Annotated in this window: 17 protein-coding genes and 1 tRNA gene; 3 read left to right on the top strand and 15 right to left on the bottom strand. The window is 37.4% G+C overall.

Translation table 11 applies throughout. The features are described from left to right. The first annotated feature begins 11 nt into the window (after window positions 1-11). Window positions 12-3,752 carry a glycosyl hydrolase gene (locus Q0983_RS04180; protein ID WP_299549215.1) on the top strand — a complete coding sequence of 1,247 codons (3,741 nt, stop codon included), beginning with the start codon at window positions 12-14 and terminating at the stop codon, window positions 3,750-3,752. Window positions 3,753-3,964: 212 nt separating this feature from the next. Here Q0983_RS04180 and Q0983_RS04175 read toward each other — a convergent pair whose 3' ends face one another. The 7 genes from Q0983_RS04175 to Q0983_RS04145 form a co-directional block, all read right to left on the bottom strand. Beyond that, a complete protein-coding gene (locus tag Q0983_RS04175) occupies window positions 3,965-5,116 on the bottom strand; it encodes a TlpA disulfide reductase family protein (RefSeq protein ID WP_299549212.1) in 1,152 nt (383 codons plus the stop codon). Window positions 5,117-5,127: 11 nt separating this feature from the next. Further along, the gene (locus Q0983_RS04170) at window positions 5,128-6,375 is read right to left on the bottom strand and encodes a TlpA disulfide reductase family protein (RefSeq protein WP_299549210.1); all 1,248 of its coding nucleotides are present in this window, start codon (window positions 6,373-6,375) and stop codon (window positions 5,128-5,130) included. A gap of 7 nt (window positions 6,376-6,382) precedes the next feature. Then, window positions 6,383-7,591 (bottom strand): TlpA disulfide reductase family protein, encoded by a 1,209-nt coding sequence (locus Q0983_RS04165; protein WP_299549208.1) that lies wholly within the window; start codon window positions 7,589-7,591, stop codon window positions 6,383-6,385. 18 nt (window positions 7,592-7,609) lie between these two features. Further along, window positions 7,610-8,278, bottom strand: a complete 669-nt coding sequence (locus tag Q0983_RS04160; RefSeq protein WP_299549206.1) for a hypothetical protein — start codon at window positions 8,276-8,278, stop codon at window positions 7,610-7,612. Window positions 8,279-8,343: 65 nt separating this feature from the next. Next, window positions 8,344-9,822 carry a RagB/SusD family nutrient uptake outer membrane protein gene (locus Q0983_RS04155; RefSeq protein ID WP_299549203.1) on the bottom strand — a complete coding sequence of 493 codons (1,479 nt, stop codon included), beginning with the start codon at window positions 9,820-9,822 and terminating at the stop codon, window positions 8,344-8,346. Window positions 9,823-9,845: 23 nt separating this feature from the next. Continuing rightward, entirely contained in the window at window positions 9,846-13,199 is a 3,354-nt protein-coding gene (locus Q0983_RS04150) for a TonB-dependent receptor (RefSeq protein ID WP_299549200.1), read from the bottom strand. Window positions 13,200-13,363: 164 nt separating this feature from the next. Next, entirely contained in the window at window positions 13,364-14,506 is a 1,143-nt protein-coding gene (locus tag Q0983_RS04145; RefSeq protein WP_299549197.1) for a FecR domain-containing protein, read from the bottom strand. Between the two features lie 136 nt (window positions 14,507-14,642). Here Q0983_RS04145 and Q0983_RS04140 point away from each other — a divergent pair, with 136 nt between their 5' ends. Further along, window positions 14,643-15,239, top strand: a complete 597-nt coding sequence (locus tag Q0983_RS04140; RefSeq protein WP_299549194.1) for an RNA polymerase sigma-70 factor — start codon at window positions 14,643-14,645, stop codon at window positions 15,237-15,239. 129 nt (window positions 15,240-15,368) lie between these two features. Here Q0983_RS04140 and Q0983_RS04135 read toward each other — a convergent pair. From Q0983_RS04135 to Q0983_RS04120, 4 genes are all read right to left on the bottom strand, one after another. Then, window positions 15,369-15,441 (bottom strand) — tRNA-Met (locus tag Q0983_RS04135). A 159-nt stretch (window positions 15,442-15,600) separates the two neighbouring features. After that, the gene (locus tag Q0983_RS04130; protein WP_299549191.1) at window positions 15,601-15,783 is read right to left on the bottom strand and encodes a CPXCG motif-containing cysteine-rich protein; all 183 of its coding nucleotides are present in this window, start codon (window positions 15,781-15,783) and stop codon (window positions 15,601-15,603) included. Window positions 15,784-15,853: 70 nt separating this feature from the next. After that, window positions 15,854-16,675 carry a Two component regulator three Y domain protein gene (locus Q0983_RS04125; RefSeq protein ID WP_299549188.1) on the bottom strand — a complete coding sequence of 274 codons (822 nt, stop codon included), beginning with the start codon at window positions 16,673-16,675 and terminating at the stop codon, window positions 15,854-15,856. Window positions 16,676-16,773: 98 nt separating this feature from the next. Continuing rightward, window positions 16,774-18,684: an ABC-F family ATP-binding cassette domain-containing protein gene (locus tag Q0983_RS04120; RefSeq protein WP_299549186.1), complete on the bottom strand. Its 1,911-nt coding sequence runs from the start codon at window positions 18,682-18,684 to the stop codon at window positions 16,774-16,776. A gap of 188 nt (window positions 18,685-18,872) precedes the next feature. Here Q0983_RS04120 and Q0983_RS04115 point away from each other — a divergent pair, with 188 nt between their 5' ends. Beyond that, window positions 18,873-19,256 carry a DUF983 domain-containing protein gene (locus tag Q0983_RS04115; protein ID WP_299549183.1) on the top strand — a complete coding sequence of 128 codons (384 nt, stop codon included), beginning with the start codon at window positions 18,873-18,875 and terminating at the stop codon, window positions 19,254-19,256. Window positions 19,257-19,266: 10 nt separating this feature from the next. On the opposite strand, the gene Q0983_RS04110 is transcribed toward Q0983_RS04115, so the two are convergent. The 4 genes from Q0983_RS04110 to gldL all read right to left on the bottom strand — a co-directional run bounded on the left by Q0983_RS04110 (window position 19,267) and on the right by gldL (window position 23,584). Next, a complete protein-coding gene (locus tag Q0983_RS04110) occupies window positions 19,267-20,307 on the bottom strand; it encodes an FAD-dependent oxidoreductase (RefSeq protein ID WP_299549180.1) in 1,041 nt (346 codons plus the stop codon). Window positions 20,308-20,409: 102 nt separating this feature from the next. Continuing rightward, window positions 20,410-21,300 (bottom strand): gliding motility protein GldN, encoded by an 891-nt coding sequence (gldN, locus tag Q0983_RS04105; RefSeq protein WP_299549177.1) that lies wholly within the window; start codon window positions 21,298-21,300, stop codon window positions 20,410-20,412. A gap of 43 nt (window positions 21,301-21,343) precedes the next feature. Continuing rightward, window positions 21,344-22,903 (bottom strand): gliding motility protein GldM, encoded by a 1,560-nt coding sequence (gldM, locus tag Q0983_RS04100; protein WP_299549135.1) that lies wholly within the window; start codon window positions 22,901-22,903, stop codon window positions 21,344-21,346. Window positions 22,904-22,951: 48 nt separating this feature from the next. Beyond that, window positions 22,952-23,584, bottom strand: coding sequence for a gliding motility protein GldL (gldL, locus tag Q0983_RS04095; RefSeq protein WP_299549132.1), 633 nt, complete (start codon window positions 23,582-23,584; stop codon window positions 22,952-22,954). Window positions 23,585-23,658: the final 74 nt, after the last annotated feature.

The following is a 23,658-nucleotide window of genomic DNA, read 5'->3' as shown; positions in this document are numbered from 1 at the left end:
ACCTTATCAAAATGAATAGAACATATTTTTCAGCATTTAGGCTTTTAATCGCATTATTCCTATTTGCTTATATACAGTCTTACGGACAGGTTACAGTTGGAAATGGCAGCTATACAACATCATTTCCCGGTACCGACTCAGCAGGAAGAAACGGGTTTCCTTCCGGAACACCACAATTATCAGGAACTGCAGCTGGAAAACCGGTACCGACAAATGATTGGTGGTCTGCGCTCATCAAGAATAATCACGCCGATAATTTATTTAATTATCCCATGACAATGAAAACCATTAACAGTGGTTTAATTGTCACCTATATTCCATGGGGCGTTATAGATGATATTCAACCCATTATTGTAGGGGTTCAGGGCCTTAATGAAAATCAGGCTACAGTGTCTGACTATTCGGACTGGACCGTAACTATGGACTGGGGAGCAAAATTTAACGCCACTGCCGGTATTGGGATGCCTTTTATTTATTTTGAAAAAGCATCCTCCGAAACAGCATCCATAACTATAAATTCCGGAACTGTTAGCGTTTCCGGAGAAATGATCACTGTTACGGATGCGAGAAATGGTGGCGATTTTGCTATTTACGCACCTCCGGGAAGTGCCTGGGTCCAAAATGGGAATACATATACCTCTACACTCAATGGCAACAACTATTGGTCTATGGCTATGATCCCGTTAACAGCATCAAGTGTGGCAACCGTAGCCAATGAGTATAAAAAATATGCCTATGTGTTTCCCTCTAATACTGAAGTATCCTGGAGTTTTAATGAGAGTTCCTCGGCCCTGACTACAACCTTTGATGTCACTGTGGATGTTAAAGACGGCTCTGTAACCAATACTAACTTGCTTCAAGGGTTATTACCGCATCAATGGGATAACTTATCTTCAGGCTCAGCTACGCCCGGCGGTTACAGTTATAGTTCAGTTAGAGGCGAAATAAAAACACTGGATGGCAATACCTTTACGACTGAAAATATCTTTAAGGGCATCTTGCCTACACTACCCTACTTAGCTAATTATAGCTCAAGCTTTAGTCCGGCCAATTTACACACTAAAATTGCACAAATTGAAAATGATGCTTTAGCGACCTGGACAGACTCATACAATGAAGGACAAGTCATGAACCGATTGATCCAAACCGCCAGAATAGCAGATCAAATGGGTAATACTGTAGCCAGAGACAAAATGGTTGCTACCATTAAAGAGCGCCTGGAAGACTGGCTCACCTACGAAAGTGGTGAAGTGGCTTTTTTATTTTACTATAACAGTGATTGGACAGCCATGTTAGGCTATCCGGCAGGACATGGTCAGGACACTAATATTAACGACCACCATTTTCATTGGGGCTATTTTATACATGCCGCTGCCTTTATGGAACAGTTTGAACCCGGTTGGGCAGATGATTGGGGTGACATGGTTAACCTGTTGATCAGGGATGCCGCTTCTTCAAACAGAAGTGATACATTATTTCCGTTCTTGAGAAATTTCAGCCCATACGCAGGTCACTGCTGGGCTAATGGAACCGCATCCTTCCCACAGGGTAATGACCAGGAGTCCACCTCGGAAAGTATGCAATTTAACTCATCACTAATTCACTGGGGCACCATTACCGGAAATGATGCGATTAGGGATCTGGGTATTTATTTATACACCACCGAACAAAAGGCTGTAGAAGAATATTGGTTTGATATGCATGAGCGCAATTTTCAGCCATCACACCCATACAGTTTAGTATCCCGGGTTTGGGGAAATTCTTATGACAATGGTACGTTCTGGACATCAGACATCACAGCCTCCTATGTGATTGAGCTTTATCCTATGCATGGCGGGTCCTTATATCTGGGGCAGAATACAAGTTATGTTCAAAAAATATGGGACGAACTTAAACTTCATACAGGTATTTTAGATCCCAATGATACCAATCCCAATTTATGGCATGATACCATCTGGAAATATTTATCTTTTTTAGACCCGGCAGAAGCCATTACACTTTATGATGCTGACCCTGACAGGATTTTAAAATTTGGCGTTTCGGATGCGCAAACCTACCATTGGTTGCACGCCATGAATGCTATGGGACAATTAGACGCCACAATTACAGCCAATCATCCCATTGCGGCTGTATTTAATGATGGCGGCGATAAAACGTATGTAGCACACAACTATTCAGATGCTCCCATCACAGTTACTTTTTCCGATGGCTTTATGCTGGATGTGCCGGCTAATGAAATGGCAACCAGTAAAGATGTCAGTGTATCGGGCATCATCGCCTCTGATGTTTATGAAGCCAATGAAAATGACAGTGCCAATCTTACGGCCACAACAACTGGTAGCGGCATAACCAAAGTAGCATTTTATAACGGTGATACCCTTTTAGGGGAAGATACCACAGCGCCCTATGAGATTAACACGGGGGCACTGCCATTTGGTATTCACAGTATGTATGCTAAAGTATATGCAGGAACAAGTTTTAACGTTACCAATATCATTAGCATCCAGATAGGCAGTCAAGTGCCTTACTCCGGTTCAGCAAATGCCATCCCCGGAACCATAGAAGCCGGCCATTATGATGCATTTGAAGGAGGTAATGGACAGAATATTGCCTATTTTGATTCATCAATAGATAATCAGGGGGATTTTAGAACCGGTGAATATGTTGACGCCGTTTCAGATGGTTCAGAAGGCGATACGGTAGGTTGGATTTCCGGAGGCGAATGGTTAGAGTATACCATTGACGTACAAACCACCGGATGTTATGATCTAAGTATTCGCTACGCTTCGGGAAACACCAGTGGCGGTGGCCCCATTTATTTTGAAATTGATGGAGTTAAAGTAAGCCAGGATATTGCTTTTTCCTATACGGGAGACTGGGGTACGTGGAACACCAAAGCAACAAGTAATGTGGATCTAACTGCAGGCACACATGTATTAAGGTTGGTGGTTACTAACGGAGAGGTTAATCTGGGTAGAATGACCTTTAGTTATAATGCCGTAGCATGCACACCTCCGGGAGAAAACACTGGCTTGCCATTTGACTTTGAGACCTCTCCTACTACAGCAGACTTTAATAATTTTGATGGAGGTACAGCAACCGTAGAGGCTGTATCCGCTCCTCAGAGTACCGGCAATACCAGTAGTAATTTGGCTAAAATAGTTAGAAATGGCGGCCAGGCCTGGGCAGGAGCTTATCTGAATTTAAATGATGCTTTAAACTTTTCAACTAACAAATATATAACACTAAGAGTTTGGACCGAGGCTCCTGTTGGTACCCAAATGCAAATCAAGCTTGAACAGCAAAGTGGTGGCGCTGCTACCGAGTTAGCCACGCCTACGACTGTTACCGGACAATGGGAAACATTAAGTTGGGATTTTTCAGCTTTGGGAGCGAGTTCTTTTGATAAGTTAGTTTTTATGTTTGACATTGGAAACTTAGGTGATGGTACGGCATCGTCTACCTTTTACTTTGATGATGTAAAACAAGTTACCAGTTTATCTACAGAAGATAGCCCAACCAGTATTTTTAAAATCTATCCTAACCCGACAAAATATAGCTGGACCATTAAAACAAACAGACAAAACATGGAGTCTATTCAAGTATTTGACATTTTAGGCAAAGCGGTGTTATCGTTAACCCCAAATGCAAACGAAGTTGAAATAGATGCTTCCAATTTAAAAACAGGTCTGTATTTTGCTCAAATAAAAACACTCTCGGGGATTAATAGCTTAAAGCTGGTTAAACAGTAGTAGTTTAATTGGTTTATGTTTAGTTGACGAAGAAAGGTGCTTACTTAAGCACCTTTCTTATTATTAATGTTATCGCGTATTTATCATATAATCAAAAAAAAACTATCAAAAAGGTTATAAATTTCACCGGTGTGGCCGGTACAGAAAAAATATCAAACTTTTTAGTTAAGGCATTGGAAAAATTTGAATCTTTTAAAAACTAACAAATTCTGCTAAAACCCAAAGATGTCTTCCAACTTTTTATCCAGCTCGTCGGCATGCAAATTTTTGGCTAAGATCACACCGTTCTTGTCAAGTAAATATGTTGAAGGTAAATAAGGAGCTGCGTACGCAGTAATAACCTTGGCGGTCATAACGTCACTGCCTCTTGGCGGGAATATATCCGCTACCTGGATCCACCTGGTTTGGTCTTCTTCAATGGCTTTTTTCCAGGCTTCATGATTACTGTCATTGGTTACTGCTACTATTTCAAAATCTTTGTCTTTGTATTTGCTATAAACTTCTTTTAAGTGTGGGTATGATTTCCTACAAGGCACACACCAACTGGCCCAAAAATCAACTAAAACAACTTTTTTGCCTCTTAAGGATGATAACGTAAAGTCTTCACCATAATCTGTTTTTAAAGTGAAGTCCGGAGCTATTTCACCAATGGCGACTCGTTTGAGGGCTTCTAATTCATCTTTTAAAGGTTTGTAAAAATTGGATTTTTTCACCTCTTCACCAAAGCCCTCAACAATTTGCTCAAACTCCTCAAAAGTTTGATCTACTTCATTGGCTTGCATCCGCATATAAAATGCGGCAACCACAGAATTGGGATTGTTTAACGCATAATCTTTAATATAGGAAGTCCTTACTTTTCTTGTGGCTTCTCTGGCATTGGAAACGGCCTCATAGTTCATTTTATAAGCATCGCTGCCTTTTTCAAGCGTTTTGCCATGTTCAAACAATTCACTTAGTTTTTTAGACTCCGGCATGTTTTGTAAATATTCCCGGACCCTTTTCAATTCATTGTTAGTGGGAGAACCTGTAATATCAATATCATTGATTTGACCTCTTTCATCCGCTTTGTTAACATCTACCGAAATACTGAAGGTTTCGTTAGGAAGCAACAGGCCAAAACCAAATGTGTCATTAATTCTAAAATACTGATTTCTTGTGCCATCCACTTTACCTTTTAGGGTAAAACTACCATTTGTAATGGTTATAGTGTCTTTGTTACTTGTTAACGTACCGTTATCTACACCAATAATGGTCCCGGTTATTTCAAAGCCCGTTTCTTTACCAGTCTCTTTTTTTTCCAATTTACAATTAAAGGTTAAAATCAGAGTTAAAAAAATAGCTGCATATTTTAATATCAATTTCATTCCGTTTTTCATTAAAACTTCTCTCCAAACTTATTACCATACATGTCTATTAGGCGCCGATCCATTTCGGAGCCTCTCATATTTCTAGTCACTATTTTTCCGTTAGGGTCTACCAGCACACAAGTTGGTATACCCCTTATTTTATAGATTTCTGCCAAATCCCCTTTAAAGGCTTTTCCGTCTGATACTTGCAACCATGACATTTGTTCTTCTTCAACAGCTTCTAACCATTTATCATGTGCTTCGTCCATAGAAATACTTATAATTTCAAAACCTTCCGGGTGATATAACTCGTACACTTCTTTTAAATGAGGAATATCAGCTCTGCAAGGACCACACCAGGATGCCCAAAACTCTAAGAGTACATATTTGCCCTTACCAACATAATCTGATAACTTTAAAGGGTTTCCCTGTATATCTTTAAAGGGCAGATCTACATAGTTGGCCCCTTCTGCTACTCTTTTATGCTCATTAGCCTTTTGTACCACTTTAATTCCGTAAGGAGATGTTTTTATCGCTTCTGGTATGAGGTTTAGTAATTCATCAATTTGAGATACGCTAAGGCTTGAAGCAGCATTATAAGCCAGGTTTAACCCTATTTCATTGGAGGCATTAGTTTTAATGAAATTAAAGGTAAAATCCATTTTTTCATCAGAAATCTTGTTTTCTTTCTTACTAAGCGCGATACCCTCTGAAACAGTCCCTTTTTCTCCCTTGGTACCATCTGGATTATAACCATACCAAGCCATTCTTTCCTGACGGATTTTATTTCGTCGTGCATTGACGTCTTTTACACCATCTAGATATTTTTTATATATTTTGTGTATAGTAGCTCCTTCAATTTTTACTTGGTCGTAGTTATAGCTACCCTCCGAAAATAAAGCTCTTTGAGTAGATAAGCTGTCTAAGGTACCTGTAAGCGTAACAGTTTCATTACCCATAAAAATTGGGATTGCCGGGTGGTAAGTATAGGGTTTATTTTGATCTTCCGGTTTTTCAATAGAAACTGATACTAGGTGAGCGTAATCAAAAGTTCCTTCGAATTCAAATTTACCTTCATTTATAACAGTACTGTCTATGGGCTTGCTAAAAACAGCATTCATAGCATCGGTATCACTAGCCCTTAGTTTAACAATCATACCATCTGCAGCTCCTTCAATTGTTCCGGAAATGACATAGGAAGTTGGCTCTTCTTTTGCGGTTTTGCACCCTGCTAATAACACCAGGGATGCCAATAATAAATATACGTTTTTCATCATACTAGTTTTATTTGAACAATTCGGCCAGATCACGATCCATATCTGCATCAGTCCCACCACCACTGCCATAGCGGCCAATAATAATGCCATCCGGGTCTACTAATATTTTAGTTGGTAGGGAGCTAATGTTGTAACCTTCACTTATATCTTTATGTTTGTTTATTTGTTGACGTGTATTTGGATCCAACTCCAGGCCTCTCAACACATGATGCCAAATTCCAATTTGATCTTTTTCAACAGCTTTACGCCATTTGTCGTGGTTACGATCATCATCAGAAACTCCTAAAATTTCCAGGCCTTTAAGATGGTATTTTTTATACAGTTCTATTAAATGTGGATTCCCTTTTCTACAGGGGACACACCAGGAGGCCCAGAAATCGATCAATAAATATTTGCCCTTAAAATCGGCAAGTGTTAAAGGGTTTCCATTAATATCTACAGTGTTGAAGTTGCCTGCCACGGCCCCCGGAATCCCTTTTTGCATATTTTCAATCTCGTTAGCAAGTCGAATACCGAATCCTACTTTTAAGTGTTCCGGATTGAATTGGTCAAACAAAGCTTTCGCTTCATCATAGGTCATATCACTTAGTTGAAACATTAAGGATTGCACACTCACAAAGGACTTAGGGTTGTCTTTAATAAATTGCAAAGTGGCTTCACCTTGTTTTTCCCACATTGGGGCTAATTGGCCTCTGGCGTCATTGTCTTCATATTTAATTTTTTCTAACTCCTCTTCACTGGCTCCTGCCGCAGCTGCTTCATTATATTTTTTTCTAACAGCTTCAAAATGGGCTTGCTCTTCTTTATAGTTTGCTGCAATCTCCTTTCTTATGGCATCCAATCTATATTGATCATCCTGTGTTTTGGAGCCTGATAATTTAGACATTGAAAAGTTATTATAATCTAAATTTAATTCCATGATAACCGGCTCTACAAAAAAGGAAGCTGCTAACTTTTGATCCATATTTCTTAGGTTGGCATCCTTGCTTAAATAAACTGACCCAACAATATTTTCAAGCGCTTTTTCAATAGTAAATGTTCCGTTTTTTATTGGGATGGTATCTATCGAATTTGGAAAACTTAATAAGTAAATTTCTCCCTGGTCTAATCCGTTCACAGTACCTTTAATTCTATAGTGATTCGGTTCTAAGGTTTTTTCTGTTTTACAGCCTGCTACCAGTAAAGTTATTGCGAGAATTTTGAGTATATATTTCATATGCTTATTTTGATTGATTTAATTATTTGTGTTTAATCCTTTTATATACGTGATATTTGTAGTTATTTCCCAAAGTCCGGGCCGAAAGATCTCTACTTCAAAATATTCCTGTTTGTACAAGACTTTTAGTTTTACGGGGAATGTTACATTGGTAAGCTCAGTAAAATCATTATTATTGATTACGTCCTGGTATTGCCCGGAGATCAATACAAAATTTAACTGCGGGTACTTTTCATACGCCTGGTCTATTCTAAGGTAGAAACGTAAATTATTAAGATCGTTTTGTGTTTTCCTTAAGTTAATACCCGAAATATTTTGAGACTTATTTGAGGTTTTATACGGCTTTTCAAATAACCCTATGTACAGGTCTTTTTTCCAAAAACCGGTAATGATACTGTCTGCTTTAAAGGTTAATTTACCTTGTCCGTCTTTTTTACCATTTTTGAACTCACCTGTAAAGGTTTTTCCATCACGCCAGGTATAGGTGCCCTTACCATGCGGCCACCCCTTTTTAAATTGCCCTTGGTAAGTATCTACTCCTTTAGCCGTACCTTCACCGTCGGCTTTTCCTTTTTTACAGTCTCCGTTATAGGTTTCATTAATCGTTTTTAATAAAACTTTACAGTTTTGGGCGTAAGTAAGGTTTAGAGTCAAAAAGACAAGGAATAATGGCACATACCGTTTCATAATAAGAAAAAAATGGATTAAAATATTCCCCAACCTCAAAATATGAGGTTGGGGATTTAATGTGATTAGTAACTTGGGTTTTGTACTACAATATTACCGCCAACTTCAATATTGTTTTGATTGATAGGTAGTATATATTTATCAGGATCCGTAGCGCTTGGTTTTACAGTAGTCACATCAAAACCATCAACAAAATGGTAACGAACCAAATCGAACCATTCTTCACCAGATTCCCCTCCCAATTCTACATATTTTTCTAAACGAACCGCTTCAATAAACTGATCATAAGTGATAGTAGCAGGGTAGGTTTCGAATCCATCACCTCCGGTTGTAGTTGCCCCGGCTCTTAAACGCACCGTGTTTAAGGCATCTAAGGCATCTGAAGAAACACTGCCGTTAGCGCGTGCATCTGCCTCAGCATAAATTAAATACACTTCTGCCATTCTTAAGTGATAGATCATTTCGTAATCCTGCCCTGGTTCGCGGGTTGTATATTTACGCGTATCCGGTATAAAACCAAAAGCCAAGGTAACCATTGAAGATATACGATCGCTATCATAGGTTATATTTTGAGACCCTATTTGCCATGAACCGGCCCCAAAATCAATAAAACCAGCTCCTAAAGCATAAGCAAAGTCAGTGAAGTTTCCAATTCCCAAACCTTCTCCGGGAGCACCTCTTGAACCAAATACCACTTCAGTGCTTTCAAATAAAGCCGGGGTGGTGTGGTCTAGAAATATTTCCTGATAGGTTGGCGCTAAAGCGAAGCTTGCTCCTGAGTTGTCCAAAACATCTTTTGCCAATGTGGCGGCACCGGCATAATCACCCATGTATAAAAGCACTTTAGCTTTCAGCCCCTTAGCGTAGGTTTTATTGGTGTAATATTTTGCTCTTAAGTCCGGAGCGTCAGCAATGGCATCATCTAAGTCGGCAATAATAGCTGCGTATGTTTCTGCGACAGTGTTTCTTGGGAATACCTCATCAGAAAGGGATGGTTCGGTTTTTATAACAATACCATATTCTGAGTTGGTATCATAAAACTGTCCCCAAAGACGTAATAAATATAAATGGGCAGTGGCTCTTAAGGCTTTGGTTTCTGCAATAACTTCGGCTTTTCTAGTTTCGGAAGAAAAGCTGTCGGCAGGTGCATTATCAATTTCTTGAAGTAGCCAGTTAGCTCTATTTATTAAATCGTACATACGGGTATAAGCCCCTAAGTTAGTAGTTCCGGTGACATCAGGGTTGTTTTGTTGCCAGCTAAGAATATCAGGGTTTCTACTAAACGGGCTTCTTTCCATCGTACCACTTAGTACCGATGGTAATAAATACAGGTCCGGATTTCCTCCACCAGCACTTCTTTGCCGGAAACCGGCATATACTCCGGCTAACGCTAATTCGGCTGTTTCTCCGTTAGTAATAGCACCTTCGGCCGGTAGTGCAAAATTTGGTTCATATTCATCTAAGTCTTTTGCAATCTCACAAGATGATAAGCTTACTAGCAATAGGCTTATCATGATTATATAGATATATTTTATTGTATTCATTGTTTTTTCCTTTTTAAGATTTTTTATAAGCCTATATTAACTCCTATAGTAAAGGTTCTTGCCTGTGGATATGAAAATCCCTGGTCACTTACTAAGTCTACAGTAGCACCACCTCGTTGCGGCCCTACATTTTCCGGGTCAAGCCCCGGATAATCAGTGATTACAAATAAATTGTTGCCGGTGACTGTAATTTTAGCATTGTTAATGCCAGTCTTTTTTAATATCTCTTTAGGTATATTATAAGCTATGGAAGCCGACCTTAATTTTATATAAGATCCATCTACAACAACCTTTGAGTTTTCATCAAAATTACCACCATGGGTTCCGGAACCTAGTCTCGCATACGTAGCATTAGGGTTGTCCGGTGTCCAGGTATCATCTAATGACGATCTAAAATAGTTCTTGTTTACATTAACAAACTGCATGTTTTCTGCACCTTCTCGCCAATATCTCTTGTTGCCATCAACAAAATTGAAATTGAAGGTGAAATCGAAGTTTTTACAAGATATTATGTTGTTCCAGCCCCCAAAGAATTCCGGGTTAATACTACCTAAATCTTTTCTGTCGTCTGCAGGGTTAATTTCTCCATCTCCGTTTAAATCCCTAAATATATAATCTCCCGGTTGTTGCAACTGATTAAAATAGTTGCCATCCGGAGCTCCGGCGTTCAAAGCATCTATTTCTTCCTGTGTTTGTGCTATACCAACAACCTCATAACCTAAGTGGAACCCAATTGGTGACCCTTCTTGTATACCGGCACTGCCAAATGCTGTGGTGCTACCACCATTCAAAGCATCCACGTTGTTATCTACAAAGGAAATATTAAACGATGAGTTCCATCTAAGATCTTTACTTCTAACGATGTCCCCGCCTAAGGCAATTTCCCAACCTTTATTAGTTACATCGGCGATATTGGCATTCCAAAACGAACTGCCGGTTTGTGCGGGAAGGGGTACTAACAGAATGATGTCACTGGTTTTCTTTTCAAAGTATACCACTTCTCCATTTAACCGGCCGTTAAACAACCCAAACTCAACACCTAAATCTAACTGGTCTGTCTCTTCCCATCTAATCTCCGTATTAGGTACGCCTTCTACGGCTATACCATTAATTCCGTCATAAAAAGAATCGCCATTACCCAATGAGGCATAATTTGAAATATAGGAAAACGCAGGTAAGTTATCAGATCCGGTACGTCCTAAACTGGCACGTAATTTTAATTGACTAATTAAGTTATTATTGCTTAAAAAGTCTTCGTTGTGTACATTCCATGCTAAAGCTCCGGAAGGGAAAAATCCTCGCTGGTTATCGGGTCCAAACTTAATAGACCCATCAGATCTGGCGGTAAATGTTACTAAGTAACGGTCTTTGTAGTTATAGTTCACCCTTCCGAAGATTGAGTTTAAAGCGGTTTCACTCACGTCACTATTCCATTGATAGGCATCTTGAGCCGATTGGATATTGATTAAAACCTCGTCGTCCGGAAAGCCCGCATAGCCTTGAGACTCTAAATCTAACCGGGAATGATCCCATGAAACCCCAACTACTGCGTTAATAGTATGGTCTTCTGCTATTGTTTTGTTAAAGTTTAAGGTATTGGCCCATGAAGAGCTTCTTAGCGTTGAATGTTGTACATCTAATAAGGCGCCTTGGGTACCTCTAAATGCTCCAAACAAGGCGTTGCCTGTAAAGGAAGGGGAAAAGTCAGAGCTTCTGTCGTTACTCAAGTTAATGCTTAATTGCGATCTAAAGTTTAAGCCTTCCAAAATTTCATATTGTCCGTAAACAGACCCTATAAGCCCTTGATATCTGGCTCTGTTTTTAATTTTTGCCTGATCTCCCAGTGGATTTCTCTCAAATCCAAGGAAACTTGTTCTACCAGTATAAGAGCCATCCTCATTAAATACGCCTATATCCGGTCTATACATAGCCAAAGGATTTAAGCTGGTTAAACCAGAACGCCTGTTTAACGAATAATTATAGCTAATATTAGCTCCGGCTTTTAATCGCTTTGACAGATCCGCATCAATATTACTTGTAAAACTATATTGTTTAAATTTATTACCTATCATGATACCTTCCTGATCTGATACTCGGGCTGATACCAGGAAATTAATTTTATCTGAGCCTCCGGATACACTAAAATCGTACTGATTCCATAGAGCATTATTATTAAGCCCTTTCTCCTGCCAGTCCGTATCTTCATCACCAAAGGTTATAAGATTATCTAAACCAAAGTCAGTGATTACTTGTTGCCATTCGCTGGCACTAATCACATCATAAGTATTTAAAGGATTTTGAATAGTAGTGTTGTAGGCAAAATTAAAACGGGTTCTACTATTTCTTTTACCTCGTTTAGTAGTTATAACAATAACCCCGTTAGCTGCCCTGGAACCATATATGGCGGCTGATGAAGCATCTTTTAAAACATCAACACGCTCAATATCATTTGGGTTTATAGACAGTAACGGATTTTCCCGATCACCGAAAGCGCCAATACTACCTACATTGGAAAAAAGCGGATTTGTGACAATAGGTACACCATCAACTACATAAAGTGGCTGGTTGTCGCCAATTAACTGGCTCAACCCCCTAACATTAACTAGAGCGCCACCACCAGGACCACTGGATTGCGCATTAACGTATACCCCTGTTAATTGACCTACCAGGGCCTGATCTATGGTCTGAGATTTAATTTGTTGAATCTCTTCAGATTTCACTGAACCAACAGATCCTGTTAAATCTTTTCTTACCGTGCTTCCGTATCCTACAATAACTACTTCCTCAAGGGCACTTATCCTTTCCAGAAGTGTGATGTTGTAAACTGTTTTTTCGGCTGTAACCTGTTCGGTGTGAAATTCATATCCAATCCCGGAAGCAACCAAATAATAACCAACTTCTGCAACAAGGGAAAACTTTCCATCAAAATCGCTAGCAGTACCTCTTACTAAGAAATCACTATTTATACGCTCTCCTGATGGTTCCCGGTTAGTTACATAGACCGTTATACCTGGTATAGGCACGCCGTTTTTATCTAGAACGACACCTGAAATAGTTACTTCCTGCAACACTTTTTCCTTAATGATAATAGTGTTGTTGTTTGCAAAATTAAAATTGAAACTACCCCTTGAAAGACTTTCTTCAAGCAGCTTGTTGACTTTTATAATACCCTTTTTAACAGATACTTTAGGGAAGTCTTTGAACATATCAGACCTATAGATGAATCTATAATCTGTCTGTGCTTTGATAATGTCGAAAACCTGATCAACAGTAATCGTTTTATCTTCTAAAATTTCAATCTTCACATTCTGTGAAAGCATATTTTCTGAAGTAAAGCTAAAAACTGCAGTACACAACAAGAATATAAGCGTTCTCATAATGATTTTTAAGAGTTTTTTTCTAAAAAAGAAAAGAACACGGGTTAATTTAATTTCCATAAATTTGCTTGAGTTAATTAGTTAAACATTTAATTGATTAATTCTATACAAGGGGACATAAGGTTTGCGTTGTGAGAATTCCGAACCTCAGTTCCCTTTCTTTTTTATCTGAATATTATGGTTTTATCATTTATTTCATACATAATATTATTGGTGTTATAAATGGCTGACAGTATATTTTCTATAGATTGCTCTTTACCCAAAACCCCCGTAAAATGAATATTTTCAACTTCTTTATTTACAAAAACAATATCTGCATCATACCATCTGGACAGGACTTTCATGATCTTATTTAACGGCATGTCTTTAAAACTAAATACGCCGTTTCGCCAGGAGGTAATACTGTAAGTGTCTGCTACGGTAAGTAGCTCAACATTATTGTTGTTTACGTTTAAAACCGTTTGTTGGTTAGGAGATAACTCGGTACTATAAGTATCAGTGGTCATTAATACTTTACCCTCAATTAAGGTTGAATACACTAAAACTTCATCCTGATATGCTTTAATGTTGAATTCGGTTCCTAAAACCTCAATGTTCTGATCACCGGTTAAGACTTTAAACCTGGAACCGTTATGATCGGTGCTTGGTGATACATCAAAATAGGCTTCACCATAGACCAACTCAACTTGCCTGGTTTCACCGTCAATAAAACTTACCGGATATTTAAGTCGCGATTCTGAGTTCAGCCACACCTGGGTACCGTCTTCCAGTTTAATATAGTATTGACCGCCTCTGGGAATAGTCAAATAGTTGTAAGCTATGTCCTTTTTAGCCGTATTAGGTGTTTCATAAACTATTTCTTCTCCGTTGCTTGTAATATTATTGGCAATATAGTTTTGTCCTTTTTCTAAAGTTATATTCGTACCATCTGCCAATGTTAAAGTAGCCTTATCAGTTCCGGTTTCAATATTGTTGTTTACAATGATTGGGGTATTAACTACAGGGGTTTCTTTCTTAAAAATAAAAGTCAATGAAATTAATAACACCACAGAGGCGACTACAGCATACCTGAATACATTTCTTTTGTATAATGGCATCACCCTGGTTTGTTTTTCTATACCGCTCCAAACCTTATCAAAAGCCATATCAGCATCAACCGTATCGTACAATTTATTCAGATTGTAATCATCTTTAATATATGACTTGAACTTATTTTGATTCTTCGGCTTACTTAACCAATCTTGTAGTTTAGTCAGTTCTATTTCAGAGATAGAGTCGGTTAAGTATTTTAAAATTATTTTTTTCAATTCTGCAAAATTTTGTGGTGTTATATTTAAATGTCGAACGGCTTTTATAAAAACCCTTAAAGAAATTAACATTTTTTTTAAAATTTTTTTTTTAGCCGATATATTTTCACATTTGTACTATACAACCAACCATTTAATGCAAGATTTAGAGCTCATTATTGCCATTAAAAAAGATGACAGAAGTGCTTTTAAAATGTTATTTAAAAAGTATTATGGTGATCTTGTGAGCTATATAACAACTTATACCGGACGTAAACCTGCCGCCGAAGATATTGTGCAACAATTATTTGTAACCCTTTGGGTGAAGCGAAACGAATTAAATGTTACCAAATCTGTTAAAGGCTATTTGTACACGGTTGCCCATAGAGCCTATATAGATCATTACCGAAGTAATAAGCGAAGAGATGCTTTTTTTGATGAATTAAAAGAGAAGGCTTTAAGAGATTCTATTACAGAAAATAAAGACGCTGCGCAGCAAAGGATTAACAAACTGAAACAAATTGTTGAAACCTTACCTCCTAAATGCAGAGAAGTTTTAGAGTTGAATAAATTATCCGGACTTAGGTATCAGGAAATTGCTAATCATTTAGGCGTTTCAATTAAAACCGTTGAATCTCAGATGCGCATTGCCTACCAGAAAATACGCGAAGGTTTTGAGAATGACACTTCGATTTTGATTTTTATTTCACAGGTTTTGATGGCTAAAAGTAAAAAAGTCACAACTAGTATTTAGTCATGACCTTCATTCTAGTAGCAGGAACTGGACTCCCTTCGACTGGGCTCAGGGTAAACTTCTCGTCCAGACTTAATCCATTAAATAAAAAAAGTCACAACTAGTATTTAGTCATGACTTTCTTCTTAGTAGCGGGAACTGGACTCGAACCAGTGACCTTCGGGTTATGAGCCCGACGAGCTACCTACTGCTCTATCCCGCGATGTATATTTTTAATGAGTAAGCTAAACTTTCAAATACCTCACCCAAAATTTCATTTCATTTTTTCAAATCTCGCGCTGAGCTTGTCGAAGCGTCCCGCGATATAGGACTGCAAATATACAATCCTTTTTAATTTTAACAACTATTATCCCCAAAAATATTATTGTTCCAAACTAGTAGCCTGAAACTCCGATAATTCCAAATTGAAAAACACCACTTTAATTTGAATAGGATTACAACACACTTCACAATCTTCAATATAGCTTTGAACGCTAATACTATTATCTAACAACACCGAAACGGTTTGCCAACAATGCGGGCAGGTAAAATAATGTTCTAACATACCCTAAAACTAAAAAAAGTGGCTAATTTAATTAGCCACTTTTAGACAAACATAAAAAACTTTACTGAAATTATTCTTTTTCAATATCTAATACAGCTGTAGCTGTTGGGTTCACAGTCATAATTCCCGGAGGGTTTTTACCTGACACACTAATGTATTCCTGATTTAAATTATTATCACTTACCATAATAGTAGTTAATTTGGTTAAGCTCATAAACTCTATCGGTAAGTCTCCGGTAAGATTATTGGTGGATAATAATAACTCTTCTAAATCTGTTAATTGTGCAATTTCAACCGGAATTTCTCCTTCCAGTTTATTGTCCATTAAGCTTAACTTCTGAAGCTTTGATAACGCATAAATATCTGTAGGAATGGTTCCTGTTAAAAAGTTACTTCCTAATAAAAGCTCTTTTAAGTTAGTTAAACCCATAAGTTCATTAGGAATATCTCCGGACAATTTATTACTATACAGTTTTAAAGATTCTAATTTCTTTAACTCGCCTAGTTCTGAAGGGATATTACCTTCTAAAGCATTCATAAATAATTCTAAAGAAGTTAACTCTTTTAAATTACTTAATGACGCAGGAATGGTTCCTGATATTTTATTAAAACCTAAATTGATCTTTCTTAGGTTAGAAAGATTTCCAATGTCTTGTGGCAACTCCCCCTGAAGGTTGTTGAACGGTAAGTTAATTTCAACTATCATGTTATCTTCTACCGTTATGCCATACCATGAATCGATGGCTGCGTTTAAATCCCACGAAGTGTTCCATTGGTCACCATTCGTGGCATTGTATATTGCAATAAGGGCATCCTTTTCGGTAGAGGAAATATTAGCGAATGAATAAGCAGTTGTTAAAAAACAAATTGCAAGTAGCTTTAAGGTTTTCATTGTTAGAATAGATTTGGGATTAATTCTACTACGAAACTAAAGGAAATTAAGACAAAAACCCATTTTAATCGATGAAATGCATAAAATTTTAACAAATTCTAGTCGGTAAACTGCTCGATTTCGAGCTGGATTGCTTCCCATTTCTCCATCAATGCTTCTAAATCCGACTTTTTTTGGTGATAATTATCAAAGAAATCAGGCGCTGAAGTGGCTTCTTCGTAATTAATTTCAAGCTCTAAATCAATGGCTTTGATCGCTTTTTCCAGCTGATTGATCTTAGCCTCCACATTGCTCAATTTGTTATTTAAAGACTTTAATTTTTTCTGCTCCTCATAGGATTGGTGCTTCTTCTTTTTAGGTGCTTCTTTGACAACAGTTCGCTTTTCCACCTCACGTAAATTCTCAACTTTTCGTTGCTCCAAATAGTAATCTATATCACCTAAATATTCTTTTATCTTATGGTCTTTAAATTCATAGACTTTATTGGTTAGTCCCTGTAAAAAATCACGATCATGAGACACCAAAATCAAAGTGCCTTCGTATCGTTTTAAGGCTTCTTTTAATACGTTTTTCGACTTAATATCCAGGTGATTTGTAGGCTCATCCATGATCAACACGTTGAACGGCTGTAACATTAATTTGGCCAAAGCCAGACGGTTACGTTCCCCTCCGGATAGCACTCTAACATACTTTTCAACCTCATCACCTCTAAACAAAAACGAGCCTAAAATATCCCTTACTTTGCTTCTGTTAGTTTCGTTAGCAGCATCGATCATAGTATCTAAAACGGTTTTATTGCCGTCTAAATACTCTGCCTGGTTTTGAGCAAAATACCCTAGCTGTACATTATGTCCTAATTTTAAATGGCCATCAAAACGTATATCACCAACAATGATCTTTGCCAAAGTAGATTTTCCTTGTCCGTTCTGACCAACAAAAGCCGTTTTACTATCACGCTCTAATAGCAAATCGATATTTTTAAGCACCTCTTTTTCTCCATAATTTTTTGAAACAGCCTCCGCTTCAATAACCACTTTACCGGGAGTTACCGATACCGGAAAATTAAGTGTCATGACACTGTTATCATCCTCATCAACTTCAATACGCTCAATCCTATCCAGCTTTTTTATAAGGGATTGCGCCATGGTTGCTTTAGACGCCTTGGCTCGAAACTTTTCAATCAGTTTTTCGGTATGCTCAATATGCTTTTGCTGATTTTTCTGTGATGCTAATTGTTGTGTTCTTAACTCTTCACGAAGTATTAAATATTTTGAGTACGGTTTAGGATAATCGTAGATCCGCCCTAAAGAGATCTCAATGGTCCTGTTGGTTACATTATCCAGGAACATTTTATCATGTGATACGATCACCACAGCACCGGCATAATTTTTCAAAAACTGCTCTAACCAAATAATAGATTCAATATCCAAATGGTTGGTAGGCTCATCCAATAGTAATACATCATTATTCTGAAGTAATAATTTAGCCAACTCAATACGCATGCGCCAGCCCCCCGAAAAGGTATCGGTTAGTTTATTAAATTCACTCCGCTGAAAACCAAGTCCTTGTAAGATCTTTTCAGTATCACCCTGATAGTTATAACCACCAAGTATTTCGTATTGATGTTGAAGCTCGTTAATGTCAATCATTAACTGGTTGTATCCTTCACTTTCATAATCGGTACGCTCAGCTAACTGGGTATTAATGGTTTCCATTTTAGCTTCCAGAAGTTTTATTTCCGTAAAAGCTTCGTAGGCTTCTTCAACGACCGTTCTTCCAAAAACAAAATCGATGTCCTGTTTTAAAAACCCTATTTTAAGCGCTTTATCCGTAGCAATCTGCCCGGAATCCGGTTCTAATTCTTTCGATAGAATTTTGAGCATGGTAGACTTACCGGCACCGTTTTTACCAATAAGCCCCACACTGTCACCATTTCCCAGCTTAAACGTAATATCTTCAAACAGATATTCTCCCTGAAATGAGATTGATAAATTATGAATATTAAGCATAGAAATGTGACTTTAGTTACGGATTTTTAAACTAATACAACTACTTTTGCATTATAAAAGCGCAAGCAAAAGTACATGAATTTTTTTATTGAGAAATTTACACAAACGCAATTAAAAAAAATGTACTAATAAAATGATGTCCTGAACCTGTCGAAAGATGGTTACAGAAGAAAAATACACTAAAATAAATGTTTAAAAAAGGAACCAAACTTTATAGTATCATTACCGGGAGTTGCCCTAAATGTCATCAGGAATCCATGTACAGCAATAAAAATGCTTATGTGATAACCGATACTTTAAAAGTAAACGAACGTTGCTCTAAATGCGATACTAAATACCGTATAGAGCCCTCCTTTTTTTACGGGGCCATGTATGTAAGTTATGCCGTAGGTATTGCCTTTGCGGTGGCTGCTTTTGTTATCAGTAATCTTATTTTTAATGCCAGTTTAAAGGTTACTTTCATCTCTATTGTTGGCACATTGGTTGTATTTATGCCAATAATCATGCGCCTTTCCAGGAATATCTGGATCAATTTTTTTATGCATTACGATGAGTCGCTGGTTAAGAAATGACTCTTCAAGTTTAACGGAATCTGCTAATATTAATTTCCTTTTCTAACGGCACATTATTTTCAATAAAATTATAAAGCTGTTGTGCCACATAAGGCCCGATCATCACACCTCTGGTACCTAAACCGTTTAATACAAACATATTTTTATGGGTATTATGCCGGCCTACAAGCGGTCTTCTGTCTTTAACCGTGGGTCTTACACCTGCCACCTGATCTACTACCTTAAAAGGGCATTTAATGAGCTTTTCAAGCTTCTCTAAGAGTACTTCCCGGGCAGCCTGGGATATTTTATTGGTTAAATCTTTCCATTCGTAGGTGGCACCTACAATGTATAAATCATCGCCTAGCGGAATTAAAAAAGCTGCCGACTTTAAAACAAAATCAATTTTTAATTCCGGTGCTTGAATGATTAGCAACTCCCCTTTTGCAGGCACCAGTGGCAAGTCTTTAAAAAAAGGATTCCCCCTAACACCAAAGCCTTCAGAGAATACAATATACTTGGCTTTTATGTACTTATATTGAATCGCTTCAGGATCTGTTTTCAAAATGTTATGATCAAAACCTTCTTCAAAAAATCGGTGGTCTTTCAGCAAGTGGTCTTTATAAGTATTGACCAATGTTTTCACATCAATTCTTCCGGTTTTAAAAACCTCACCAAAACCGAAAGGCGCCTCAATACCGGCATTGGTATTTTTAACAATGGTATCTGAAAGAAATTCGGATAACGACGGGTTGTCTGAAGCTGCAAACCAATTATTTTGCTCTTCGGTTGATGCAAATTTTCGGTAAACCGGTATTTTATAATCCAGCTTGATGTTTAACAATGCTTCTAAAGCGTGGTACATAGGTAAAGCTATTCCCAACTGTTCTTTACTTTTCCAAACGGAAGTAAATCGCTTTAAAACTACCGGGTTATAAAGTCCGCCGGCAACCGTGGAAGATTGCTGTGAACCGTTATCAAAAACCACAAAACTTTTATCGTTAGTTCTTAATTGTTCGCAAAAACTAATACCGGCCAACCCGATGCCTACAACTATATAATCTACTTGCATAGCTGCGAAGATAGAAAATGGATTCCTGCCCGGGCAGGAATAACAAATAAAAAACGCTCACTAAAAAAGTGAGCGTTTTTAAATTATGGTCAAATATACGGACTAGTAGGTCCACATATCCAGTTCAAAATCTCTGATTTTATCCTTTATTCTTTCAGACTCCAGTAACTGCATCAAAGAGTTGTCTGATACATACTCACTGATTTGTCGGTCGCCATGTACATTTTCTTCTTTGTAAATGAAACCGTTAAATCGTCTTGAGTTTAATACATGATCAAAAGAATAAGGTAGGGAGCTATTTTTAGTATTGAACGACTTTGCCTCATGTAATACCTCTCTGGCATCCGGGAAGAACACCCAGAATAAAGGCACTAAATCAGGACTATCCGTATCAATAAAGTTAACATCCGGAGCTACAGGCGCTAATGCTAACAACCTGTATTTCATTTCAGCCTGGCGCTTATCGAAATACCAAAGTCCTTTAATGCGGTATTCCACAATGTCAGCCGCTGTAATTTGTGTTTTAACAATGTACTCTTTAGATACTTCCTCACCGGCATTATACTGTTCAATACCTAACTCAGTGGTATCCACTCTTACTAAGGCCGCTTCAATATCTTTTAAAGTACGCTTTGTAGAAAAATAGGAGTCATCATAGATGTTTTTTATCTTTCCGTTTTTAACATTCTTCATAAGAACGTCATATAAACAACGTCTGTCTTTACCAATGTTGTTCGTATCTATGGGATAATATAATGGGAAGTTTACACGCTCATCAAGAACTACACGTTCCCAGGTCATTTTGGCAAACAACACATCTCTATCATCTACATAACCGTACTCTAAAGGTTTATCATTATCTACAGACTTTTGCGCTGCTGTTCTTACACCAATTTCTTCAGGGCTTTTAGCATTTAGAATGTTGGCTTGCGCAAACAGGCCGGTAGCTGTAAAAACAGTTGCTACGGTTAATAAAAAACTTCTTAATTTCATTTTTCTATAAATTTATTATTATTTAGGGCGTCTCTACCAATTATTAATTAGCAACTTCAACCAGTACAGGTGATATCTTTTTAAGCTTGATATCAACACCTTTAGCTTTTGCCTGTATGTCAATTATTTGAATGGTAGAACCTCTTTTAGCTTTACGTAAAGCACCTTTTGCTCTACTGTCTAATTTATTTCCTTTTACAACAATGGTTGGTTGACCAGGAACTTTAAATTTAAATTCTCTAACGGTTAATGGTAACTCAAAATCAAAATCATCAAATTTTGCACCAATAGTAGAGATCTCAATAGAGTTTCTAGGCATTTTTAAAGTGCCGTCTTCTCCTCTGAATGTTCCTAATGGTTTTGGTAAATCTTTAATTCTGAATTTAGCATTATCATTTACTCTTTGTCCGTCAGGTAATGTACCTGTTACATTAATAGTAACTTCACGTCCTTTAACCTTGGTTACATCCATAACGTATTTACTACCGGATATTCTTGATAAACCTTGGGCATTAGCTGACACTTTATTATCAGATACTCCGGCAAATGAAATAGTCATTGGGTTTTTAACACCGCGGTACACTACATTCATTTTGTCTGCAGAAATAGTTGCCGCGTTTGGTTTTGGCACGGTTGCAAAAGTTTGACTAACCGGTACTTCAATTTCTTCTCCATCTTCACCGAAAATTAATTTTCCTTCAATCTTATGCTCACCTGCAGCTCCCGAATTCACATTTAATTTCACTTTACCATCTTCAATGGTGTATTGATTTTCTGTTAAAGGTCTGCCATCTAAAGTCAACTCAACTCTTTTTGGTTTTGTGGTGGCATCTTTTCTACCCAACACAATTTCGCCATCAAATTTTTCTCCATTGAAATAAGCAGATTTTGATGTTTCCATTAAAGTAGTATAGTTTGTCATAGACACCTCACTGGAAAGTGTACCTTGTAACATAGCAGATAATATCTGAGACTCTGTAGTTTTAATATCGGCTTGTAATTGCGTCATTTTTGTTAATGATGCTACTAATGGGAATCCTTTATAATGATAGTCTAACCACGGTTGCTTTCCAGCTCCACGCTTGATGTCATCTGTATTAAAGTTTGTCTGAACATCCTTAATGATGTCTTCCATCCCTTCTTCATCGGATAAAATTTCAGACACACCGTCTCTAAAAGTGGCTATCTGATTTAAAAACTCTTTCCCTTCAGGTTTTAAAACATCGCCTTTGAAAAAGTTTTCATCCAGGTAATCCCCTTTATCCATGATCTCATAATCGGTAGGATCATCAACGGTCTTTTCCATTTTAGACTTTAACCCTTCAAGATAATTATTAAAGTTAGTAGCTAAAACGTCTATTTGATGCGCCTTATCTTTTAAAGGCTCATATTTCTCTGGTTGATCTGTAGCTTTTTGGTCTAAACTTGCAACAAAGGCTTCGTTACGCACTGTTGCAGCCTCGTTAGACTCCGTAAGCTTTTCATTCATTAATCCGAAGGCCGAAAGCACTTCTTTAGACATATTTAATGCTAACATCGCAATGAAGATTAAATACATCAGATTAATCATCTTCTGTCTTGGTGATAAATTATTTGCTGCCATTTTCTAATTAGGTTTTGGTTAATTAATATTAATTTGGGCAAACCCTAATTAGTCTTTGCTCATAGCAGATAACATACCTCCGTAAACGCCATTTAATGAAGAAAGGTTTGATGCTAATGATTGCATTTGCTCTTTTAACTTAGCTGCATTTTCTACAGACTCTTCGTTAATTTCTGCCTGCTTGTTAATGCTTTCTAACTGTACTTTGTATAAGCTGTTTAAGGACTCCATCTGAGCGGCAGCCAATGATAATTCTTCACCATATTTTTTAGTAGCTTCGATAGAATCTACAGTTGATGACATATTTTTAGCGGCACCTTCAAAATTCTTAATGCTTTCTCCTAAGCTTGAAATCAATTCGCCATCAATTTTAGCTTCTTTTAATAATTCGTCTAATTTCTTAGATAATAATCCCTGAGGATTTTCTTCTTTTTTACTTTTTTGTCCTCCAGCTAATTCAGGATATACTAAAGACCAATCTAAATCTTCATCAACTGGTTCGAATGCTGATATTGCAAAAATAATAGCTTCGGTTACAAGACCTATTGTTAACATAACATTACCCGTTAAAGGTCCAATTTCAAAGTGAATGATTTTGAAAAGGGCTCCAATAATTACAATCGATGCTCCTAATCCGTAAGCTAAATTCATAAACTTTTTGTTTGCTTTTGACTGTGCCATAATTTCTCGGTTTTTAAATTTTTTAAGTAGGTTATTTACTTAAGTAGGTTAATTAATAATATTTAAATTTGATT

This window comes from Seonamhaeicola sp. (assembly GCF_028281565.1).
Lineage (GTDB): Bacteria > Bacteroidota > Bacteroidia > Flavobacteriales > Flavobacteriaceae > Seonamhaeicola.
Note: the sequence above shows the minus strand (reverse complement) of the source record. Positions and strands in the feature narration are given on the sequence as shown.

Excerpts from the sequence above, each read along its gene's own strand:
- Q0983_RS04130 (WP_299549191.1), bottom strand. The coding sequence starts at position 15,783 with ATGTTAGAACATTATTTTACCTGCCCGCATTGTTGGCAAACCGTTTCG.
- Q0983_RS04110 (WP_299549180.1), bottom strand. The coding sequence starts at position 20,307 with ATGCAAGTAGATTATATAGTTGTAGGCATCGGGTTGGCCGGTATTAGT.
- Q0983_RS04175 (WP_299549212.1), bottom strand. The coding sequence starts at position 5,116 with ATGAAATTGATATTAAAATATGCAGCTATTTTTTTAACTCTGATTTTA.
- Q0983_RS04155 (WP_299549203.1), bottom strand. The coding sequence starts at position 9,822 with ATGAATACAATAAAATATATCTATATAATCATGATAAGCCTATTGCTA.
- Q0983_RS04160 (WP_299549206.1), bottom strand. The coding sequence starts at position 8,278 with ATGAAACGGTATGTGCCATTATTCCTTGTCTTTTTGACTCTAAACCTT.
- Q0983_RS04120 (WP_299549186.1), bottom strand. The coding sequence starts at position 18,684 with ATGCTTAATATTCATAATTTATCAATCTCATTTCAGGGAGAATATCTG.
- Q0983_RS04125 (WP_299549188.1), bottom strand. The coding sequence starts at position 16,675 with ATGAAAACCTTAAAGCTACTTGCAATTTGTTTTTTAACAACTGCTTAT.
- gldN (WP_299549177.1), bottom strand. The coding sequence starts at position 21,300 with ATGAAATTAAGAAGTTTTTTATTAACCGTAGCAACTGTTTTTACAGCT.
- Q0983_RS04140 (WP_299549194.1), top strand. The coding sequence starts at position 14,643 with ATGCAAGATTTAGAGCTCATTATTGCCATTAAAAAAGATGACAGAAGT.
- Q0983_RS04170 (WP_299549210.1), bottom strand. The coding sequence starts at position 6,375 with ATGATGAAAAACGTATATTTATTATTGGCATCCCTGGTGTTATTAGCA.
- gldL (WP_299549132.1), bottom strand. The coding sequence starts at position 23,584 with ATGGCACAGTCAAAAGCAAACAAAAAGTTTATGAATTTAGCTTACGGA.
- Q0983_RS04180 (WP_299549215.1), top strand. The coding sequence starts at position 12 with ATGAATAGAACATATTTTTCAGCATTTAGGCTTTTAATCGCATTATTC.
- Q0983_RS04115 (WP_299549183.1), top strand. The coding sequence starts at position 18,873 with ATGTTTAAAAAAGGAACCAAACTTTATAGTATCATTACCGGGAGTTGC.
- Q0983_RS04165 (WP_299549208.1), bottom strand. The coding sequence starts at position 7,591 with ATGAAATATATACTCAAAATTCTCGCAATAACTTTACTGGTAGCAGGC.
- Q0983_RS04150 (WP_299549200.1), bottom strand. The coding sequence starts at position 13,199 with ATGAGAACGCTTATATTCTTGTTGTGTACTGCAGTTTTTAGCTTTACT.
- gldM (WP_299549135.1), bottom strand. The coding sequence starts at position 22,903 with ATGGCAGCAAATAATTTATCACCAAGACAGAAGATGATTAATCTGATG.